Origin of the sequence: Pseudomonas helvetica, from assembly GCF_039908645.1 — a bacterium.
GTDB lineage: Bacteria > Pseudomonadota > Gammaproteobacteria > Pseudomonadales > Pseudomonadaceae > Aquipseudomonas > Aquipseudomonas helvetica.
The window spans coordinates 6,330,372-6,348,730 of sequence record NZ_CP150917.1 but is presented as its reverse complement, the minus strand read 5'-3'; the positions used below and the strand labels follow the sequence as shown (position 1 = coordinate 6,348,730).

Below are 18,359 nucleotides of genomic sequence, written 5' to 3'. Positions count from 1 at the left end.
CCGATGAAAGAAGCGTAGGGGACGACCGGTCAGTCATTCGTCGCAAGCCCTGATGGGCCGCGCTTCTGTGGTTTTGAACGCTGGCAACGGGCCATTTGTTTTGTCGGTTTTATGATTTGGAGCAGTTTGGTCCGGGCCATTGCTTGTGTATGCTCCGTCGACATTTCGGGCTCATCACGCTCACCCTTATAAGAACAAGAATATTGCCTATGACCCTCAGCCCCAGCCTGTCGGGCCCTTCTGTGGAACCGCGGGTTATCCGCAAACAGTACGCCATGGAGATGGCGGTCGAGCGCACGCGTCTGCTGTATCAGGGCTCGTTGCTGCCCACGCTGTTCATGTTGATCAATGGTCTGGTCTGCGCCGGGTTGCTCTGGAGCCCGCAGCGCTACTTCCTGGTGAGCATCTGGCTGATCTGGTTACTGTCGCTGGTGGCGCTGCGGGTGATTCAAGTCGCAGCCTTCGACTCGGCGATGCCCAGTCGTCAGGCGCAGCCAGTCTGGCGTCGAATGTTTCTGCTGGGTTCGGCCATGACCGGCCTGACGCTGGCCGGTGCCGGTATTGCCCTGGTGCCCACCGACAGCTTCCTGCAACAAGCCTGGGTATTCGGCCTGATCGGCGCGGCAACCCTCTCGGCCAGTGTCGCCTATGCGGTGAGCCTGCCGGCCTTCCTGTCGTTCACCTTGCCGTGTCTGTTACCGGCGATCGGTTATTTGTTCTGGGGCGGCGATGAACAGCAGCAAGGCTGGGGCTGGCTCGGGCTGATTCTGTTGGGCTCTCTGAGTGTGGTCGCGTGGCAGGTCAACCGGCTGATCCAGCACGGCTTGATGCGGCGTTTCCAGAATCAGGCACTGATCGAGCACTTGCAGCAGGCGCAAAGTCGCAGCGAGCAGCTCAATCAGGAGTTGGCGCGGGAAATCGAACAGCGCCGCTACGCCGAAGAAGAGTTGCGTGAAGCTCAGGTCGGCCTCGAAAGCCGTGTCGCCCAGCGGAGCCGCGAACTGGACGCCGCCAACCAGGCCCTGAGCAAGAGCGAAGCGCGGCTGGCGCTGGCGTTGAAGGCCAGTGAGCTGGGTCTCTGGGACTGGAACCTGCAAACCGATGAGGTGCATCACACCCAGCTCAAGGAGTTGTTCGGCATTGAGCCGGAATTCGTCACGGCGATGCTCAGTCATCTGAAACCGCGGCTGCACCCTCAGGACTTGCCGCCGCTGCGGCGGGCGCTGGTCGAGCATTTGAAGGGCCGCACCGAGGATTATCAGATCGAATACCGCGTGCGCCACGGCGATGGCCACTGGGTCTGGATCGAAGACCGCGGTCGGGCGGTGGAGCGAGGTGCCAACGGACGGGTGATTCGGATGGTCGGCACCCGGCGTGACATCAGCGTCAGCAAAGGGCTTGAAGAGCAGCGGCAACTGGCGGCGACAGTGTTTGAAGCCGCCAGTGAAGGTATTGTGATTTTCGATCCGGATTACGCCTTGATCGCGGTCAATCAGGCGTTCAGTCGGGTCACCGGGTATCAGATTGAAGATTTGCTGGGGCGCAATGTGGTCGAGCTGCCCTGCAGTCGCGACGCGCGGCGGCATTATTCGGTGATCCATCAGGCACTGGAACAGCAGGGCAGTTGGCAGGGCGAGTTGGTGGAGGCGCGCAAAAACGGCGAGCTCTATCCGCAATGGCTGCAACTGAATGTGGTGCGCGATTCTCGGGGAAATGTCAGTCATATCGTGGGCTTTTTCGCCGATCTGTCAGCCCGCCGCGAATCCGAAGAGCGCATGCGCTACCTGACCCACTACGACGAACTGACCGGCCTGGCCAACCGCTCATTGTTCCGCGAGCGCCTGCATGAAGCCCATCAACGGGTGCGCCAGGGCGGCCGGAGCCTGGCGTTGCTGCACATCAACCTGGACCGCTTCAAATTGCTCAACGACAGCCTCGGCCATGAAGTTGCCGATCAGATGCTGCAGAAAATCGCTCGGCGTCTGGTCAATGCGCTGCCGGAGGCGGACACCATTGCGCGCTTGTCCGGCGACGAGTTCGCGGTGCTGTTCGACGCTTATGGCAACCTGTCGAGCCTGGCGCGGGTCGCCACCCGATTGTCGACCAAGCTGCGCTTGCCGCTGACCGTTGAAGGCCATGAGTTGGTGGTCAGTGCGTCAATGGGCATCAGCATGTTGCCGGATAACGCGCGGGAAATTTCCGCGCTGGTCAGCCAGTCAAACATGGCCATGCAACATGCCAAGCATCTGGGCGGGAACAACTTCCAGTTCTACACCGACAGCCTGCAGGCCAGCACCCTTGAGCGCTTGCAGCTGGAGAACCAGCTGCGCAAGGCCATCGAAGACAAGCAGCTGAAAGTTTTTTACCAACCGAAACTCTGCCTCGCGACTGGCCGGCTGAACGCCGCCGAAGCGTTGGTGCGCTGGGATCATCCGACCATGGGTCAGGTGCCGCCCGGGGATTTTATCGGGTTGGCAGAGGAAGTCGGGTTGATCGGCGCCATTGGCGAGTTCGTGCTACGCCAGGCCTGCTGGCAAGCGTGCGAGTGGCAGCGTCAGGGGCTGGAGCCGATTCGGGTTTCGGTCAATCTGTCGGTCCACCAGCTGCGTCAGGGCAAGTTGGTCAGCCTGGTGCGCCAGGTGCTTGAAGAAACCGGCCTGGCGCCGCGCTACCTCGAACTGGAGCTGACGGAAAGCCAATTGCTGGACAGCGTCGAACACATCATCGCGACCTTCCAGCAATTGCGTGATCTTGGTGTGAAACTGGCGATCGACGACTTTGGCACGGGGTATTCGTCGCTGAGCTACCTCAAGCGCATTCCTGTGGACTACGTGAAGATCGATCAGGCGTTTATCCGTGGGTTGGGCGAGGGCGGGGAAGATGCGGCGATCACCCGGGCAATCATTGCCATGGCGCATGGGCTTTCGCTGAAAGTGGTAGCAGAAGGCGTGGAAACTGCAGAGCAGTTGGCATTCCTTGAGGCTGAGTCCTGCGATGAGGTGCAGGGCTACCTGATCAGCCGTCCGGTGGAGGCGTTCAAGCTTGCAAGCTTGTTAAGAGGGGAGCGCCCAGAGTGAGTTTTTTTACGTACGAAAAAAGCCTGCCAGTTAATGTGATTAGCCTGGCAGGAAAAGACCCGGGAGTAATAAGTGTCTTTTATCTTAATGGGTGATCATGACGTCTTTAATATGGTGAAGAAGTTTGCCTTCGAAGAAGATACTGACGCCGGTGACATGTGAGTCGCCCAGGTTTTTATAGGTGACGGCTTTTTCTGTTTCGACCTGAGTTGTAAGGTCGCCAGAATCTTTAAGTTCCAGATCAAGTCTCAGGTCGAAGGACTTGTCTTGCATTGGGCTCGGCACCAATGTCGGTATAATGCCGGGATGCGCCACGGTCACGGTTCCGTAAGTGCGGAGAAAAAGGTCACCCGGCATACGGTTGATCTGCGCTACCCAGCCACTATTTTTAATGGTCATGTTTAATATTCCATAAGTTAGAATTAAAGTGCTTCCTGCCCGGCCATTATTAGCGCGAAGTATTTTATTTGTGGAGTGGCATAGTTGTTCAAGATGTGAGCGTGTTCATGCGTTGAGAGTTAGTTGGGTGTGGATTGGCTTTGTTAGTTGGGCGAAGTGCAGGTGTCGGCAGTGAGTGCAGAGGGGGGACGTTGTCGTTTCAAGTTGAGATAAGGGATGAAGGCGTGTCAAGGGGCTTGAAAACGACAGCGGCTGCTTGCGGATGGGGTAACGTGCGAAGGCAGCTACATCGGGTATGCATGGCCAAAACCGTGGGCAGCACAGGCATTGAGTTACGGATTGAACAGGCAAAAAGCGAATTCTTGTAGTATAACTACAAAATTGCTACATCCCCGGCGTCAGCCAATAACAATGAGTCCTGCCCTTTGAACCTGTTGCAGCACATCGCCCAGTCACGCCATCTGTTACGCAAGTCGGAGCTCAAGGTCGCCGATCATGTGCTGCTTGATCCTGCGGCTGTGATGCACAGTTCCATGGCCGATCTTGCCCACAGCGTCGGCATCAGCGAACCGACCATCGTGCGCTTCTGTCGGGCCATCGGTTGTTCGGGTTTCCAGGACTTGAAGCTGAAACTGGCGCAAAGCCTGGCAGCAGGGGCGAGTTTCGGGCAGTTCGCGATTCACGAAGACGATTCCGTCGCCGACTACAGCCTGAAAATTTTCGACACCACCCTGCACACCCTGATGGAAGTTCGCGAGAAGCTCGATCCGTTGGAGTTGCAGAGGGCGGTGACGCTCATGTCCCAGGCTCAGCGCGTCGAGTTCTATGGTTTTGGGGCGTCCGGCGCCGTTGCGGCGGATGCCCAGCATAAATTCTTTCGGTTGCTGCTGACGGCTGCGGCCTATTCCGACCCGCACATGCAGGCGATGTCGGCGGTCACGCTGAAGCCGACGGACGTGGCGATCTGCATTTCCCAGTCCGGCCGCTCCAAGGACCTGTTGATCACCGCCAACCTGGTGCGTGAAAGCGGTGCCTCGCTGATCACGTTGTGCCCGAGCCAGACGCCGTTGGCCGAGCTGTCGACCGTCAACCTGGCGATCGATGTGCACGAAGACACCGAGATCTATACACCGCTGACCTCGCGTATCGCACACCTGGTGGTGATCGACGTGCTGGCCATGGGCGTGGCCATGGCGCGTGGGCCGAGCCTGGTCAACCACCTCAAGAGCGTCAAACGCAGCCTTCGAAGCCTGCGTCTGTCGCCCAAGTCGGTCAAAGCCCTCGACGATTGATCCGACGATAGTGTGACGAGGATCTTTTGTGGCGAGGGGGCTTGCCCCCGTTCGGCTGCGCAGCAGTCGCAAAAGCTTTGGGGCCGCTTCGCGACCCAACGGGGGCAAGCCCCCTCGCCACAGAAATCGAACAAATTTTCATCTGTCTGTAATCCCCGTGCCGCCAAACCGTCATCCCCCGCGCCTATCTTGAAACTCCCGTACTCGCCTTGGGAGACTCGAAATGGCCCAGCACTACGAAGAACGCAGCAGCGCAGTCAAAACCCGCCGTCAGCAAGAAGACCAGCGTCGCATGGCGTTTCGCCGCGCGATTGAAGATCGTTGCGAGCACCGCCAGCTTCTCGCCGAGATCGGTGAATACCCGGATCTGGAACTCAATTACTGGCAGGCAAAACCGGCAGCTTCGCGTCGAAACGCTCAACCAGCGCGCTGATCTGCGCCCGTTCACTGCGGATAAACCCCAGGAACGCATGCGCTACCGGTGACAGGCGTTTGGCTTTGGCCTGCACCAGGCACCAGCTGCGGTACAACGGCAGCTCTTCGACCGGCAGCTCTTTGAGTCCGCCGGTCGCCAACTCCAGGTTCAGGGCGTGGCGCGTCAACAAAGCCACGCCCAGACCCGCCACTACGCATTCGCGCTGGGCTTCGGCCGACGAGACTTCCTGGGTCTGGTTGAAGTGCACGCGCTTTTCTTTGAAATACTCCTCGCACGCCAGCCGTGTCCCGGAACCGGGCTCGCGCAGCAGCAATGTGTAGGGCTCAAGATCCTGCAAGCGCAAGGGCCCCATGTGGCACAGCGGATGATCCGGTGGCGCCACGGCAACGATCGGGTTGTTGAGGAAGGGCAAAAACTCCAGGCCCATATCCTGCGGCACCATGGACATGATCACCAGGTCATCACGGTTGTCGGACAGCCGTCGGATGACCTGTCCACGGTTGACCACCGTCAGTTGCAGGTTCACTTCCGGGTGCTGGCGCTTGAAGGCGGCAAACAAGTGCGGTACGAAGTACTTGGCGCTGGACTCCACAGCCAGTTTCAGCTGACCTTGCAATGAACCTTGCATGTCCGAGAGCTGCATATCGAGGTTTTCCAGGCGCCCGAAAATGTCCCGGCTGGCGCGCTGTAACGCTTCAGCCGCTTCGGTCATGTAGAGCTTTTTGCCGACGTAATCGAACAAAGGCTGACCAATCAGCTCTTCAAGCTGACGAATCTGTAGGCTGACGGCCGGTTGTGTGAGCGACATTTCGTCAGCTGCACGGCTGTAGGAACGCAAATCGCAGACTTCGTTGAAGATCTGAAGCTGGCGTAATGTCATACGCATCAAGGACTTACGCATTATTTAAACGCTCTGGTCGCGGGTTGGCTCTTCAACTATAAGTCTTTACTTATGCCTGACCCAATTATTATTGATTTTTGTTAATCCCTTGAGCGGGCTAGTGTGACTGTGCGACTGGCTTGAAACATTTAGTCACGCGCCGACCCAGTCCAAGGTCGTGGGTAGCAACCGGCTCAAGGGAACCTCCAAGTGATAAAAAAGATCCTGATTGCCAACCGTGGTGAGATTGCCGTACGAATCGTACGTGCCTGCGCCGAGATGGGCATTCGTTCGGTCGCGATCTATTCCGACGCCGATCGCCATGCGTTGCATGTCAAACGTGCCGATGAAGCCCACAGCATTGGTGCCGAGCCACTGGCCGGTTACCTGAACCCGCGCAAGCTGGTGAACCTCGCGGTGGAAACCGGTTGCGACGCGTTGCACCCAGGTTACGGCTTTCTTTCGGAAAACGCCGAGCTGGCCGATATCTGCGCCGAGCGCGGTATCAAATTCATTGGTCCGTCGGCAGAAGTCATTCGCCGCATGGGCGACAAGACCGAAGCCCGCCGTAGCATGATCAAGGCTGGCGTACCGGTCACTCCGGGCACTGAAGGCAACGTCGCCGACATCGCCGAAGCTCTGGCCGAAGGTGATCGCATCGGTTACCCGGTGATGCTCAAGGCCACCTCCGGTGGTGGCGGTCGCGGGATTCGTCGCTGCAACAGCCGCGATGAGCTGGAACAAGCTTTCCCGCGGGTGATTTCCGAAGCGACCAAGGCCTTTGGTTCAGCGGAAGTCTTCCTCGAAAAATGCATCGTCAATCCCAAGCACATCGAAGCGCAGATCCTTGGCGACAGTTTTGGCAACGTGGTGCACCTGTTCGAGCGTGACTGCTCGATCCAGCGTCGTAACCAGAAGCTGATCGAGATCGCCCCGAGCCCGCAACTGACACCAGAGCAGCGCGCCTACATTGGCGACTTGTCGGTGCGTGCGGCCAAGGCCGTGGGTTACGAGAACGCCGGCACCGTGGAGTTCCTGCTCGCCGAGGGCGAGGTGTACTTCATGGAGATGAATACTCGGGTGCAGGTGGAACACACCATCACCGAAGAAATCACCGGTATCGACATCGTCCGTGAGCAGATCCGCATTGCCTCCGGCCTGCCGCTGTCGGTGAAGCAGGAAGACATCCAGCACCGCGGTTTTGCGCTGCAATTCCGGATCAACGCCGAAGACCCGAAAAACAACTTCCTGCCGAGCTTCGGCAAGATCACCCGTTACTACGCACCCGGCGGTCCCGGCGTCCGTACCGACACGGCGATCTACACCGGTTACACCATTCCACCGTTCTACGATTCGATGTGCCTGAAACTGGTGGTCTGGGCGTTGACTTGGGAAGAGGCGATGGACCGTGGCTTGCGCGCCCTCGACGACATGCGTCTGCAAGGGGTCAAGACCACTGCCGCCTATTACCAGGAAATCCTGCGTAATCCGGAATTCCGTAGCGGTCAGTTCAACACCAGCTTCGTTGAAAGCCACCCTGAGCTGACCAACTACTCGATCAAGCGCAAACCCGAAGAGCTGGCCCTGGCCATCGCCGCCGCCATTGCCGCCCACGCAGGCCTGTGAGGAATATTCCAATGACTAAAAAAATCCACGTAACCGACACAATCCTGCGCGACGCTCACCAATCGCTGCTCGCGACTCGCATGCGCACTGACGACATGCTGCCGATCTGCGACAAGCTCGACAAAGTCGGCTACTGGTCGCTGGAAGTCTGGGGCGGCGCGACCTTCGATGCCTGCGTACGCTTCCTCAAAGAAGACCCGTGGGAGCGTCTGCGCAAACTGCGTGCGGCGCTGCCTAACACGCGTCTGCAAATGCTCCTGCGCGGTCAGAACCTGTTGGGCTATCGCCACTACAGCGACGACGTGGTCAAAGCCTTCGTCGCCAAGGCGGCCGTGAATGGCATTGACGTGTTCCGCATCTTCGATGCGATGAACGACGTGCGTAACCTGCGGGTGGCCATCGAAGCGGTAAAAGCGGCCGGCAAACACGCCCAGGGCACCATCGCCTACACCACCAGCCCGGTGCACACGATCGAGGCGTTCGTGGAGCAAGCCAGGCAAATGGAAGCCATGGGTTGCGACTCCGTGGCGATCAAGGACATGGCCGGCCTGCTGACCCCGTACGCCACTGGCGAATTGGTCAAAGCACTGAAAAGCGAGCAATCGCTGCCCGTGTTCATCCACTCTCACGATACCGCCGGCCTGGCCGCGATGTGCCAACTCAAGGGCATCGAAAATGGTGCCGACAATATCGACACCGCGATCTCCAGTTTCGCCTGGGGCACCAGCCACCCGGGCACCGAGTCGATGGTTGCCGCCCTTAAGGGCAGCGAGTTCGACACCGGCCTGAGTCTGGAGCTGCTGCAGGAAATCGGTTTGTACTTCTACGCCGTGCGCAAGAAGTACCACCAGTTCGAAAGTGAATTCACCGCCGTCGACACCCGCGTGCAAGTCAACCAGGTGCCGGGCGGGATGATTTCCAACCTGGCCAACCAGTTGAAAGAGCAGGGCGCGCTGAACCGCATGAGCGAAGTATTGGCCGAAATCCCGCGGGTTCGCGAAGACCTCGGCTTTCCTCCGCTGGTGACCCCGACGTCGCAGATCGTCGGTACTCAGGCGTTCTTCAACGTGTTGGCCGGTGAGCGCTACAAGACCATCACCAACGAAGTGAAGCTCTACCTGCAAGGCGGTTACGGCAAAGCGCCGGGTGTTGTTAACGAGCAGCTGCGCCGTCAGGCGATCGGCAGCGAAGAAGTCATCGATGTCCGCCCGGCGGATTTGATCAAGCCGGAAATGACCAAGCTGCGCGGCGAAATCGGTGCGTTGGCCAAGTCTGAAGAAGACGTACTGACCTATGCGATGTTCCCGGACATCGGGCGCAAGTTCCTTGAAGAACGCGAAGCCGGCACCCTGACTCCGGAAGTGTTGTTGCCGATTCCGGAAGCAGGCGGTGTGACCTCGGCGGGCGGCGAAGGTGTGCCGACGGAGTTCGTCATTGACGTTCACGGTGAAACCTATCGCGTCGACATCACCGGTGTGGGCGTCAAGTCCGAAGGCAAGCGTCACTTCTACCTGTCCATCGACGGCATGCCGGAAGAAGTGGTGTTCGAGCCACTCAACGAGTTCGTCAGCGGTGGTAGCAGCAAGCGCAAGCAAGCCAGCGCACCGGGCCACGTCAGCACCACCATGCCAGGCAACATCGTCGATGTGCTGGTCAAGGAAGGCGACACCGTGAAAGCCGGCCAGGCAGTGCTGATCACCGAAGCGATGAAGATGGAAACCGAAGTACAAGCGGCCATCGCCGGCAAAGTCACCGCCATCCACGTGGCCAAGGGCGACCGGGTCAATCCGGGCGAAATACTGATCGAGATCGAAGGCTGATTTAACAGCCTCGACTGCAACGCTTTACCTCGGGGGGGCATGTGCCCCCCTTTTTTTGTCCATGTGCAAGGAACTGCTAGACAACGATCCTCAGTGTTCCGATTAGCGGATCTTTTATCGGGCTTTGCGCCGGGTATGTGCCTTTTATGTTGTACTCGCCTGGCTGTACATAAGGGACTGTGAACCACGCATAGCTTTCAGACTGACGGCAGATGTTTGCTACGTGTACCGCTCCTCCCGCTAGAGGTACAAATTGGATTGAATAAACTCCAGTCATACTCTGGACTTTTTCATGCGTTAGTGAGATGAAATCACCCGCTTTTGCTGTTGCAGGCAGACTTACTAATGATGTCTCGTTGTTCATCACGGAAACTCCTTAACGATGGAGAACTGAAATCAGAGCAAGTAGTCGACACCTGCTTCAGGGAAATAGGCTAGGCTGCAGGTTATAAGGTCGTCTACTGTCAGAAGTGACAGGTGTTTGTCCATCCAGTCCTTATCAAAAACTCATCCGCCACTGACCCATCACGCCGCTTTCGTGGCTGTTGCTGCTCATCTCACCGTTGTAGGCAACGCTCAGAGCGTGATGCTTCGAGACCCTCAAGTCCAACCCCGCTTCCAGTGTCAGGCTGTTGCGATCCAGTGGAATACCTTCGACGTTGAACGTCTCGCTACCCGCCAAAAAAGTCTGACGTACATGGCTGCTGACATCGCCATAGGTGTGCTTCCAGCCAGCGCTCATACGCGGGGTCAGGCGCATGCCGTTTTCCAGGTCGCTGCGGTGTGCCAGGCGCAGGCCAAAGATGCTGTTGAAGTTGCGTAGGGTTTGCTTGTCGACTTTCAACGCAGCATCTCCACCTTTTTCCCGGTAGCTGTCGCGTTGATAATGTTCATACCCCAGGCTTGCGAAAGGCTCGGCCTGCAGGGCGCCACTGCTCAGGTTGTAACCGACTTCGGCGAAAACCTGCTGGCTGCTGGCGTCGTAGCTGCCTTTGAGCTGGTCGCTGTAACGAGCGAAGGCAATATTGCGTTTGGTGGTTCCGTCATGACTGCTGTAAGTCGCCCCCAGTCGCAAGGTCAGCGGGCCGCTTTGACGCAGCGCATAGGCCCCGAGGTGCCAGCTGTCGAGATCGCCGTCCAGCAGCACCCCGTCCAGGCGAGTCTGTGATTTGCCACCGAGTAAGCCCGCGCGCCATTCATTATCGAGTGACCAGTCGGCCCCCACCACGATGCCGTGAGTGCGTTGCCGAAGGGCGCTGTCGTCCAGTTTGTCATCATGGGTTGCGGAGTTGCCCAGGGCCTGGACCCAGACCCTGCCGTTGGTATCGTGACCGGTTGCCGAGAAATCTTGCAGGCTCGCATCGTTGCTCAACTCGCGCAGGGTCGAAAGCATGCTCGCGCTGACCGGCCGGACACTGCTCAAAGTGGCACTGGCGAGATTGGCGTTGCTGACGCCGGCCAGTTGCTCCAGCGCTATGGCGGCCGTTGCGGTGTTGCTGGTGAGCAGGGCATTGATGGCGGTATTCATCACAGGAGTAAGTGCTGGTTGATGTTCATCCGGTGGGCTTGGCAGAAGCGCTGGCGCGATATCGGCGGTTGCTGGAGTGGGCGGGGATTCATCGTGTGGCGCTGCGGCAACCGGGGCGCTCTGTTGCTCGGGTTCGAGGCTATTGGCGAGTGCCCGACTGTTCTCGGTCGTGGCAAAGGTTTCCAGTGGCACGTCGTTGCGGGCATAGATCAGGCCCACGTGGGTGTCGGTGTAGGCCAAGGTTGGCGTCATATAGGCGAGGTTGCTGCTGACTTTACCAAACTCACCTTCGACCTTATTCGCTTCAAGCACTGTGTAGCGTTGTGTGAGCGGGTATTCGCCGTCCATCGCGTTGACTGTCAGGCTCGCGTTTTCGAGTATTGCGGTACCGTCGACTATGATGGTTTCGGCGCTACCGTCGGCGTTGATCTCATAGGACAACTCGGCACTTTCGAACAGTTTCAAATCACCGTTGATCTGCGCTGCGCCCTGCGAACGGTCGACCACGAAGCCGCCATGCACATTCAGACTACCGACGTTGCCTTTGCCGCTGAATGTTGCGCCTTCGCCAACGACCACATGGCCTTTGATGTCGCCCATGTTGCTCAGATGGCCACCGTGGAGGACGTTTGCGCTGCCACCGATCCAGCCGTTGTTGATGAGCGTGCCTCGGGTTTCTGCACCGCCTGCAACACCTCCATTGTTGGTTAGCGTGGAGCCTTTATCGACCAGCGTACTTTCCTTGAAATCCTTGGAACCGGTCAGTATCCAATCGCCCTGTTTGGCATGCAGCACGGTAAAGTTGCGGCTCTCATCCAATGTGCCGCCGTTCTTGGCGTCGAGCTGCAATACGTTTTGACCACCACCTCCGTCAACCACCCCGTTGAAGCTTCCGCGGTTGAGTACGATCACCAGATCATTGGCGTCGTCCAGCTGCAGGGCGATACCGTCGGGACCTTTTTTGTAAGCCTTGGTGATCTTGGTTGGGGTGGTATCGGTCGCCTTGATGAATGCTTGAAGCCGTGCGAACGGGTCGACTGGCGTCTCGATCTGATGGGGTTCGGCATTGATGGAAAGCTGCTGGGCAATCGCAATGTCGACACCGCTTAGTGCGAGCGCGATTGCCAGGGCGAGATGGTGTGGACGATGAGCGTGCAAAATGGGCATTGAGTGCGACCTCTTCCTTGGGGAGGTCGAACTTTAAAAGGGCGGGCACATGCCCCGATGCCGGGTATTTCTTGCTCTTGTGCAAGGCGCTGGAGCTTCGGTTGTAGCAAAGGGCACGTCCAGGAGGCCATATGACTATTGGCCTCCCTATGCTGACGTTTTTCCTTACGACGTTCTCGGATGTGTCGATTGGCGAAGGCTCGGAAACTCGTCTGCCACCGCTCTTTCGCACTGAAAAACGCTTTGATATGCAATTTAATGCATGTTTTATCTGTGTTTAGTCTCAATATCTGCATTAAATTGCATAGTCGGAGGGTGGGTTGGATTTGTTCGGAGTCGATGAACATGGGAATGTCGGTACTTGAGCGAGGGGCTCTACTCGAAAGCATTCAGGAAGGATTGGCTGACGGCACCTTGGAGATTGGTGAGGCGGTCCGACGTTTGCGGGTTGAGGTTACGGGGTTGCATCAGAGTCAGTTTGCGAAGATGTGCAAAATTTCGGTGCGCACGCTGGTGCATATCGAGCACGGGGAAGGGAACCAGACGCTGAAGTCGTTGAATGCAGTGTTCAGACCGTTTGGGTTTCGAATGGGGGTTGTGAAGGTTCGTCGTTTTATCAATCGAGACTAGAGGCGACCCTCCGGTAAGTTAAGGAGCTTCGGCTTCAATATATTCCCCGTAGCAGCTGTCGAGCTTGCGAGGCTGCGTTCGAGTGCGTAGCGCTCGCAAAATGCCAAACTTCATCCTTTCAGGAACACTGCATATCGCCTATTTGCGACTGCTTCACAGCCGAACGCAGGCTTCGCCAGCTGCTACGGTTCGCGTAACGGCGTAACTTGCCGGCATTGGGGCTGCCCGCGAGGGCGACCTCATAGCTAACCTGTTTCAAAAGGTCATTTCTCTCATTCGCGTAGGACGACTCCGAGATGCGGAAACCGGGTTTTGCATCGCTTTTTGCTCGCCTATAGTCCTTGTGTCACCGCTCAGGCCGTGACTGATCTTAGCCGGTCAAACACCAGGAGCCATTCCTTGCAAACTACCGGAGTTAGATCATGCCCAACTTTTCCCCCCTCCAAAGCAACCTCAGTCTCGACCCTACGCTGTTCATCAACCTCGACGCCGACGCCTGTGATCTTTTCGAAACCGCCATTCACCGTCTCAAGATCGGTCGAAATCTGCTTAACAGCGTGAGCTGCCTGAGCGTGAAGGATGCCGAAGGCTACGACCTGGAGCACTTCGCCAATGCCGCGCATTTGTTGATTCAGGACGGTTGTGACGCACTGGATGCGTTGGGGTGGAAGCTAAGTCGCAATTGCGGGCCGACGGAGTCAGCTCCAGGCGAGCCCGCGAAGGGATAACCACTCAGCAGAAGAGGTAGTTCTATTCAAATAAAGCTGTTTATCCACGCAGCTTTATTTGCTGTCGATTGCAAATCGCTTTCTCCGGTTCGATCAATTGCCAATTGTTGGCGTAGTGAAGATTCGGCGTACGATCAGCTGAACCCTTAGCTCCGCTGCTTGTACGCCTTCCCGTAATGCCGCTCCATCCGCGCCTGAATCAACTCCAGACCAATCGACAACAGCCAGTAAATGATCGCCGCCGTGCTCAGCATTTCGATGTAGCGGTAACTGGAACGGCCATACGACTGCGCCAGGAACATCACTTCCCAGACGCCCATCACCGAGATCAGTGATGAGTCTTTGAGCATCGAGATGAATTGGTTGGTGGTGGGCGGGATGATGGTGCGCATGGCCTGTGGCAGGGTGACTCTCCAGAAAATCACCGACTCGCGCATCCCCAGCGCGAGGGAAGCTTCGCGCTGGCCATACGGTACACCGACAATGCCGGCGCGGAAGATTTCGCTCAGGTACGCACCGTAATTCAGCGATAACGCAATGATCCCGGCGGCAATGGCGCCAGGAACAATGCCCAGCTGTGGCAGGCCGAGGTAGATCAGCAGGATCTGAATCAGCAACGGCGTGCCCCGAAAAAACGAGGCGTAGAAGCTGGCGATGCCGAACGCCACGGCACTCTTCGACAACCGCGCCAGGGCGGTGATGAAGCCCAGCAGCGACGAGGCGACAATCGAGCACAGGCACAAAAACAGTGTCAGTGCTGCGCCTTGCAAGAAGCCGTTGGGCGCCAGATGCAGGCCGATCAGGTTCGGCAGCTTGTCGAGAATGATCGAAAACTTCAGGTCGAAGCTCAGGAAGAAACTCGCGAACAGGCCCAGCATCGTCGCCCAGGTCAGGTACAGGCGGGTACGAAAACCAAAGACACGTTTGAGCAATGACTCAGCCACCGGTTGCGGCGGCTGAGGAGGTTTGGGGAAAGAAGTCATTTGCTGATATCGGCGCCGATCCATTTTTGCGAGAGCTTGCTCAAGGTGCCGTCCTGTTTCAACTGGGCAAAGACTTCGCGCACTTTGCCATCCCACTGGGCATCACCCTTTTCGATGGCCACGGAGTTGGGTTCCGAGTACAGCGGCTCACCGGCAAGCTTGAAGCGTTTGTCTTCAGTCAGGCGCGGTTGTGCGGTTACAAGGTTGGTGAGGACTGCATCCAGTCGCACGCCAGCGCCCAGACTCAGGTCCTGGAAGGCGACGTTGTCGGTGTCATACGGGGCGATCTGCACGTCCTCGAACGGGTACTGCAATCGGGTGTCTTCAGCGCCTTCGATCACCAGGTTTTTGTTCAGGTAGCTTTCGTAGCTGGACGCGCTGGTGAGGCCGACTTTTTTGCCGCTCAGGTCTTTGGCACCATGGATGCGATCGTCTTTGGCATTGACCACGATCACGGCTGGCGAAGCGTAGTACTCCACCGGGAAATCGAAGACTTCGGCGCGGGCCTTGCTCGGGGTCATGGAGCAGATGCAGATGTCATAGCGACCGCTCCAGCGACCGGCAGCGATCACGTCCCAGGACGGCGTTTCGAGACGCAGTTTGACGCCAAGTTTGTCCGCCACGGCTTTGGCCACGTCGACGTCGAAACCGTCGAGCTGGTTCTGATCGTTGAGGAACGAGAACGGCGGATAGCTTTCCATCAGCACGCCCACCAACTCTTTCTTTTGCTCGATACGATCCAGCGTGGCACCGGCAAAGGCTTGGGAAGAAGCAGCGAGAATCGTCAGGCCCAGGGCCAGTAGCGGTTGAAGTTTCACGGGCAGTTCCTGACTAAAAAAGAGTTTGTTATTAACGGAATGGTGCGTATTTAATAGTTATAAGAACGACTCTGATAGTGAGTTATTTTCATAAGCATATGAGTAAAAAATATATGGACGCAGGCAGCACGGTAATTCTGGATGGCGGTATGGGTCGCGAACTGCAACGCCGAGGCGCGCCGTTCAGGCAGCCTGAGTGGTCCGCGCTGGCGTTGAGCGAAGCACCGCAAGCGGTTGAGGCCGTCCATACGGCTTATATCGAAAGCGGTGCAAACGTGATCACCAGCAACAGCTACGCGGTGGTGCCGTTTCATATCGGTGAAGAACGTTTTGCGGCTGAAGGTCAGGCGCTCGCCGCATTGGCGGGGGAGCTGGCACGGCGTGCAGCCGACGCGGCTAGACAGCCCGTGCGTGTGGCGGGTTCATTGCCGCCGCTGTTCGGCTCCTATCGTCCGGACCTTTTTGATGCTGCCCGGGTGACTGAATTGCTGACGCCATTGGTCACGGGCCTGGCACCTCATGTCGACCTGTGGCTGGCTGAAACCCAGAGTTCGATTGTCGAAGCGCGGGCTATTCATGCCGGCTTGCCAAAGGACGGCAAGCCGTTCTGGTTGTCGTTTACCTTGAAGGATGAAGACACGGACGAAGTACCGCGTTTGCGTTCAGGTGAACCGGTGGCCGATGCCGCTGCGGTGGCCGCAGAGCTGGGGGTCGAGACGCTGCTGTTCAACTGCAGCCAGCCGGAAGTAATCGGTGCAGCGATTGATGCCGCGCGGGAAACCTTCGAGCGTTTGGGTGTGAAAGTCCACATCGGTGCGTACGCCAACGCCTTCCCGCCGCAACCGAAAGAGGCCACGGCCAATGATGGTCTGGACCCGTTGCGTGAGGACCTCGATCCGCCCGGTTACCTGCATTGGGCGGCCGATTGGCAGAAACGCGGCGCCAGCCATCTCGGTGGTTGCTGTGGGATTGGCCCGGAGCATATTGCGGTGTTGGCGCAGAAGCTGGCGTAAAGATCGTTCCCGCGTCGAGGCGTCGAACCGTCCGCGTGGGAATGCAGCCCCTGACGCTCCGCGTCATATTCAAAAGCGGACGCAGAGCGTCCAGTGAGGCATTCCCACGCAAAGCGTGGGAACGAACATCAGGCGCGGCACTCAGCCAGGGTTTTCAACTGCCCCGAATCTGTCTGGTTCTCATCCGACAGCCACTTCTCAAACCCCGCCCCAATCGCCGGCCATTCCGAATCCAGAATCGAATACCACGCGGTGTCGCGGTTCTGGCCCTTGACCACCATGTGCTGGCGAAATACGCCTTCGAAGCTGAAGCCCAGGCGTTCGGCGGCGTATTTGGAGCGGGCGTTGCCGTTGTTGCACTTCCATTCCAGGCGACGGTAGCCCAGGGCGAACGATTCTTTGGCCAGCAGGAACACCGCTTCGGTGCTTTTCGGTGAGCGCTGCATCGCTGCGCCGAAGGTGACGTGACCGATTTCGATGCGGCCGTGGGCCGGGACGATCGACATCAGGCTGAGAAGGCCTTGCACTTCACCGGTGGCACGGTCGATGACGCTGAAGAAATACGGGTCGCTGTTGGCGGCGTGGTTATTCAGCCAATCATTGAAGGCGCTGCGTTCCGGGAACGGGCCGTAAGGCAAGTAATCCCACAGCTTCGGGTCGGCGCCGGGGCCTTGCAGGGCTTTGAACAAGCCGTCGGCGTGGCGTGCCGGGTCGAGTTTTTCCAGACGAATGAAGCGTCCTTCGATCAGTTGAACCGAGGGCGCTGGAGCGCCTTTCCAGTCAGCGAGTGAAGTCGACATGTTGCTCTCCTTGAGCCTTAAAGGGCTTGGCGAAACTGGATGAAACCAGGACGTTCGGCAATGCGCTCATAGAGCTGGATCGCGGTGGCGTTGGTTTCGTGGGTCAACCAATGAACCTTGCAGCAACCGTCGGCCTTGGCCGTGGCGTAGACGAATTCGATCAGCTTGCGGCCGACGCCGGTGCCACGGGTTTCGGGCGTCACCAGCAAATCTTGCAGGTAGCAGGAGTTTTCAATGCTCCAGTTCGAGCGGTGATAGATGAAATGCACCATGCCCACCGCTTTGCCATCGGCCCAGGCGAGGGCTGCGTGAGTCGGCTCGCTCGGGTCGAGGAACCGTTGCCAGGTGCTGTGACTGACAGCCTCTGGCAGCTCGGTGTTGTAGAAGCGCAAGTAGGCTTGCCACAACGGCAGCCAAGCGGCGTGGTCATCGGCGGTAACGCGGCGAATCTCGATCTGACTCATGATCATTCCTTGGGCATCAAATGGGCGAGGGCCTGGTCGTGCGGGTTGGCGCTGGCGATCAGCCCTTCGCGCACGCCGGCGATGTCTGCGGTACTGCGGTTCTGGTTGAGCTTGCGCTTGCCTTCCAGACGCTGGATCGGCAGGGCGAAACCGACAATGGCCTTGAGCATGCCGTCAATGTAATGGGCCGGCGCATCGTCGACTTTCCACGGCTGAGGGCGATCGTGTTCATGGCGATCGGTCAGGGCGCTGACCAGATTGCGCAGGCGATGAGCATCGCTGAACACTTCGGCGTTGCCATAGGCATGCACTGCCACGTAGTTCCAGGTCGGCACGACTTTGCCGTGGTCCGCTTTGCTGGGGTAGTACGACGGGCTGACGTAAGCATCGGCCCCGGCAAAAATCACCAGCGCCTCGGCCCCGGCCTCCAGCTCCTGCCACTGTGGATTGGCTCGGGCCAGGTGACCGTAAAGGGTGCCATTCGGCCCTTGTTCCGGGCTGAGCAGCAGCGGCACATGGCTGGCCTGAAAACCCTGCTCGCCGTGGGTAACCAACACGGCCAGGCGTGTGTCGAGGATCTGCTGATGCAGTGCGGGGAGGTCGTCGATGGCAAATGCGCTGGGGGTATACATGGATATTTTCCTTGGCGAATGCCTTTATCCTAGGCAGGCTATTGGTCTGTTGTAAGAGCCATTAAC

The 18,359-nt window shown here is 58.1% G+C and carries 17 protein-coding genes; 8 read left to right on the top strand and 9 right to left on the bottom strand.

From position 1 onward, the window contains the following. Positions 1 to 209: 209 nt before the first annotated feature. Positions 210 to 3,077: an EAL domain-containing protein gene (locus AABM55_RS29410; RefSeq protein WP_347928444.1), complete on the top strand. Its 2,868-nt coding sequence runs from the start codon at positions 210 to 212 to the stop codon at positions 3,075 to 3,077. An 84-nt stretch (positions 3,078 to 3,161) separates the two neighbouring features. Here AABM55_RS29410 and AABM55_RS29405 read toward each other — a convergent pair whose 3' ends face one another. After that, complete coding sequence (locus AABM55_RS29405) at positions 3,162 to 3,476, bottom strand: hypothetical protein (RefSeq protein ID WP_347928442.1); 315 nt, start codon at positions 3,474 to 3,476, stop codon at positions 3,162 to 3,164. A gap of 425 nt (positions 3,477 to 3,901) precedes the next feature. Here AABM55_RS29405 and hexR point away from each other — a divergent pair, with 425 nt between their 5' ends. Next, complete coding sequence (gene hexR / locus AABM55_RS29400; protein WP_007954250.1) at positions 3,902 to 4,768, top strand: transcriptional regulator HexR; 867 nt, start codon at positions 3,902 to 3,904, stop codon at positions 4,766 to 4,768. A gap of 223 nt (positions 4,769 to 4,991) precedes the next feature. Continuing rightward, positions 4,992 to 5,201, top strand: coding sequence for a PA3496 family putative envelope integrity protein (locus AABM55_RS29395; protein WP_347928440.1), 210 nt, complete (start codon positions 4,992 to 4,994; stop codon positions 5,199 to 5,201). Here the strand turns inward: AABM55_RS29395 and AABM55_RS29390 are convergent. Beyond that, positions 5,143 to 6,105 carry a LysR family transcriptional regulator gene (locus AABM55_RS29390; protein ID WP_347928439.1) on the bottom strand — a complete coding sequence of 321 codons (963 nt, stop codon included), beginning with the start codon at positions 6,103 to 6,105 and terminating at the stop codon, positions 5,143 to 5,145. The two genes, AABM55_RS29395 and AABM55_RS29390, sit on opposite strands and share 59 nt — an antisense overlap. Before the next feature lie 189 nt (positions 6,106 to 6,294). Between AABM55_RS29390 and AABM55_RS29385 the strand changes: the two genes are divergently transcribed. Both AABM55_RS29385 and oadA read left to right on the top strand, forming a co-directional pair. After that, positions 6,295 to 7,710 carry an acetyl-CoA carboxylase biotin carboxylase subunit gene (locus tag AABM55_RS29385; RefSeq protein ID WP_019694334.1) on the top strand — a complete coding sequence of 472 codons (1,416 nt, stop codon included), beginning with the start codon at positions 6,295 to 6,297 and terminating at the stop codon, positions 7,708 to 7,710. An 11-nt stretch (positions 7,711 to 7,721) separates the two neighbouring features. After that, entirely contained in the window at positions 7,722 to 9,530 is a 1,809-nt protein-coding gene (oadA, locus tag AABM55_RS29380) for a sodium-extruding oxaloacetate decarboxylase subunit alpha (RefSeq protein WP_103314812.1), read from the top strand. Positions 9,531 to 9,606: 76 nt separating this feature from the next. Here oadA and AABM55_RS29375 read toward each other — a convergent pair whose 3' ends face one another. Both AABM55_RS29375 and AABM55_RS29370 read right to left on the bottom strand, forming a co-directional pair. Beyond that, the gene (locus AABM55_RS29375) at positions 9,607 to 9,894 is read right to left on the bottom strand and encodes a hypothetical protein (RefSeq protein ID WP_146039794.1); all 288 of its coding nucleotides are present in this window, start codon (positions 9,892 to 9,894) and stop codon (positions 9,607 to 9,609) included. 135 nt (positions 9,895 to 10,029) lie between these two features. After that, the gene (locus AABM55_RS29370; protein WP_347928436.1) at positions 10,030 to 12,225 is read right to left on the bottom strand and encodes an autotransporter domain-containing protein; all 2,196 of its coding nucleotides are present in this window, start codon (positions 12,223 to 12,225) and stop codon (positions 10,030 to 10,032) included. A gap of 345 nt (positions 12,226 to 12,570) precedes the next feature. Here AABM55_RS29370 and AABM55_RS29365 point away from each other — a divergent pair, with 345 nt between their 5' ends. Next, entirely contained in the window at positions 12,571 to 12,855 is a 285-nt protein-coding gene (locus AABM55_RS29365; protein ID WP_103314810.1) for a helix-turn-helix transcriptional regulator, read from the top strand. A 422-nt stretch (positions 12,856 to 13,277) separates the two neighbouring features. Further along, positions 13,278 to 13,583, top strand: coding sequence for a hypothetical protein (locus AABM55_RS29360; RefSeq protein ID WP_103314809.1), 306 nt, complete (start codon positions 13,278 to 13,280; stop codon positions 13,581 to 13,583). A gap of 146 nt (positions 13,584 to 13,729) precedes the next feature. Here AABM55_RS29360 and AABM55_RS29355 read toward each other — a convergent pair whose 3' ends face one another. Together AABM55_RS29355 and AABM55_RS29350 are read right to left on the bottom strand one after the other, a co-directional pair. Then, complete coding sequence (locus AABM55_RS29355; protein WP_347928434.1) at positions 13,730 to 14,566, bottom strand: amino acid ABC transporter permease; 837 nt, start codon at positions 14,564 to 14,566, stop codon at positions 13,730 to 13,732. Next, entirely contained in the window at positions 14,563 to 15,384 is an 822-nt protein-coding gene (locus tag AABM55_RS29350; RefSeq protein WP_347928432.1) for an ABC transporter substrate-binding protein, read from the bottom strand. Before AABM55_RS29350 ends, AABM55_RS29355 begins: the two co-directional genes overlap by 4 nt. 113 nt (positions 15,385 to 15,497) lie before the next feature. On the opposite strand from AABM55_RS29350, the gene AABM55_RS29345 reads away from it, so the two are divergent. Beyond that, positions 15,498 to 16,397: a homocysteine S-methyltransferase family protein gene (locus tag AABM55_RS29345; protein ID WP_347928430.1), complete on the top strand. Its 900-nt coding sequence runs from the start codon at positions 15,498 to 15,500 to the stop codon at positions 16,395 to 16,397. Positions 16,398 to 16,525: 128 nt separating this feature from the next. Here AABM55_RS29345 and AABM55_RS29340 read toward each other — a convergent pair whose 3' ends face one another. From AABM55_RS29340 to AABM55_RS29330, 3 genes are read right to left on the bottom strand one after another with little or no spacing between them, the layout of a single operon-like run. Beyond that, the gene (locus AABM55_RS29340) at positions 16,526 to 17,197 is read right to left on the bottom strand and encodes a GNAT family protein (protein WP_347928429.1); all 672 of its coding nucleotides are present in this window, start codon (positions 17,195 to 17,197) and stop codon (positions 16,526 to 16,528) included. Positions 17,198 to 17,214: 17 nt separating this feature from the next. Further along, positions 17,215 to 17,661, bottom strand: coding sequence for a GNAT family N-acetyltransferase (locus AABM55_RS29335; RefSeq protein WP_347928428.1), 447 nt, complete (start codon positions 17,659 to 17,661; stop codon positions 17,215 to 17,217). Positions 17,662 to 17,663: 2 nt separating this feature from the next. Beyond that, entirely contained in the window at positions 17,664 to 18,293 is a 630-nt protein-coding gene (locus AABM55_RS29330; protein ID WP_347928426.1) for an FMN-binding negative transcriptional regulator, read from the bottom strand. Positions 18,294 to 18,359 lie beyond the last annotated feature (66 nt).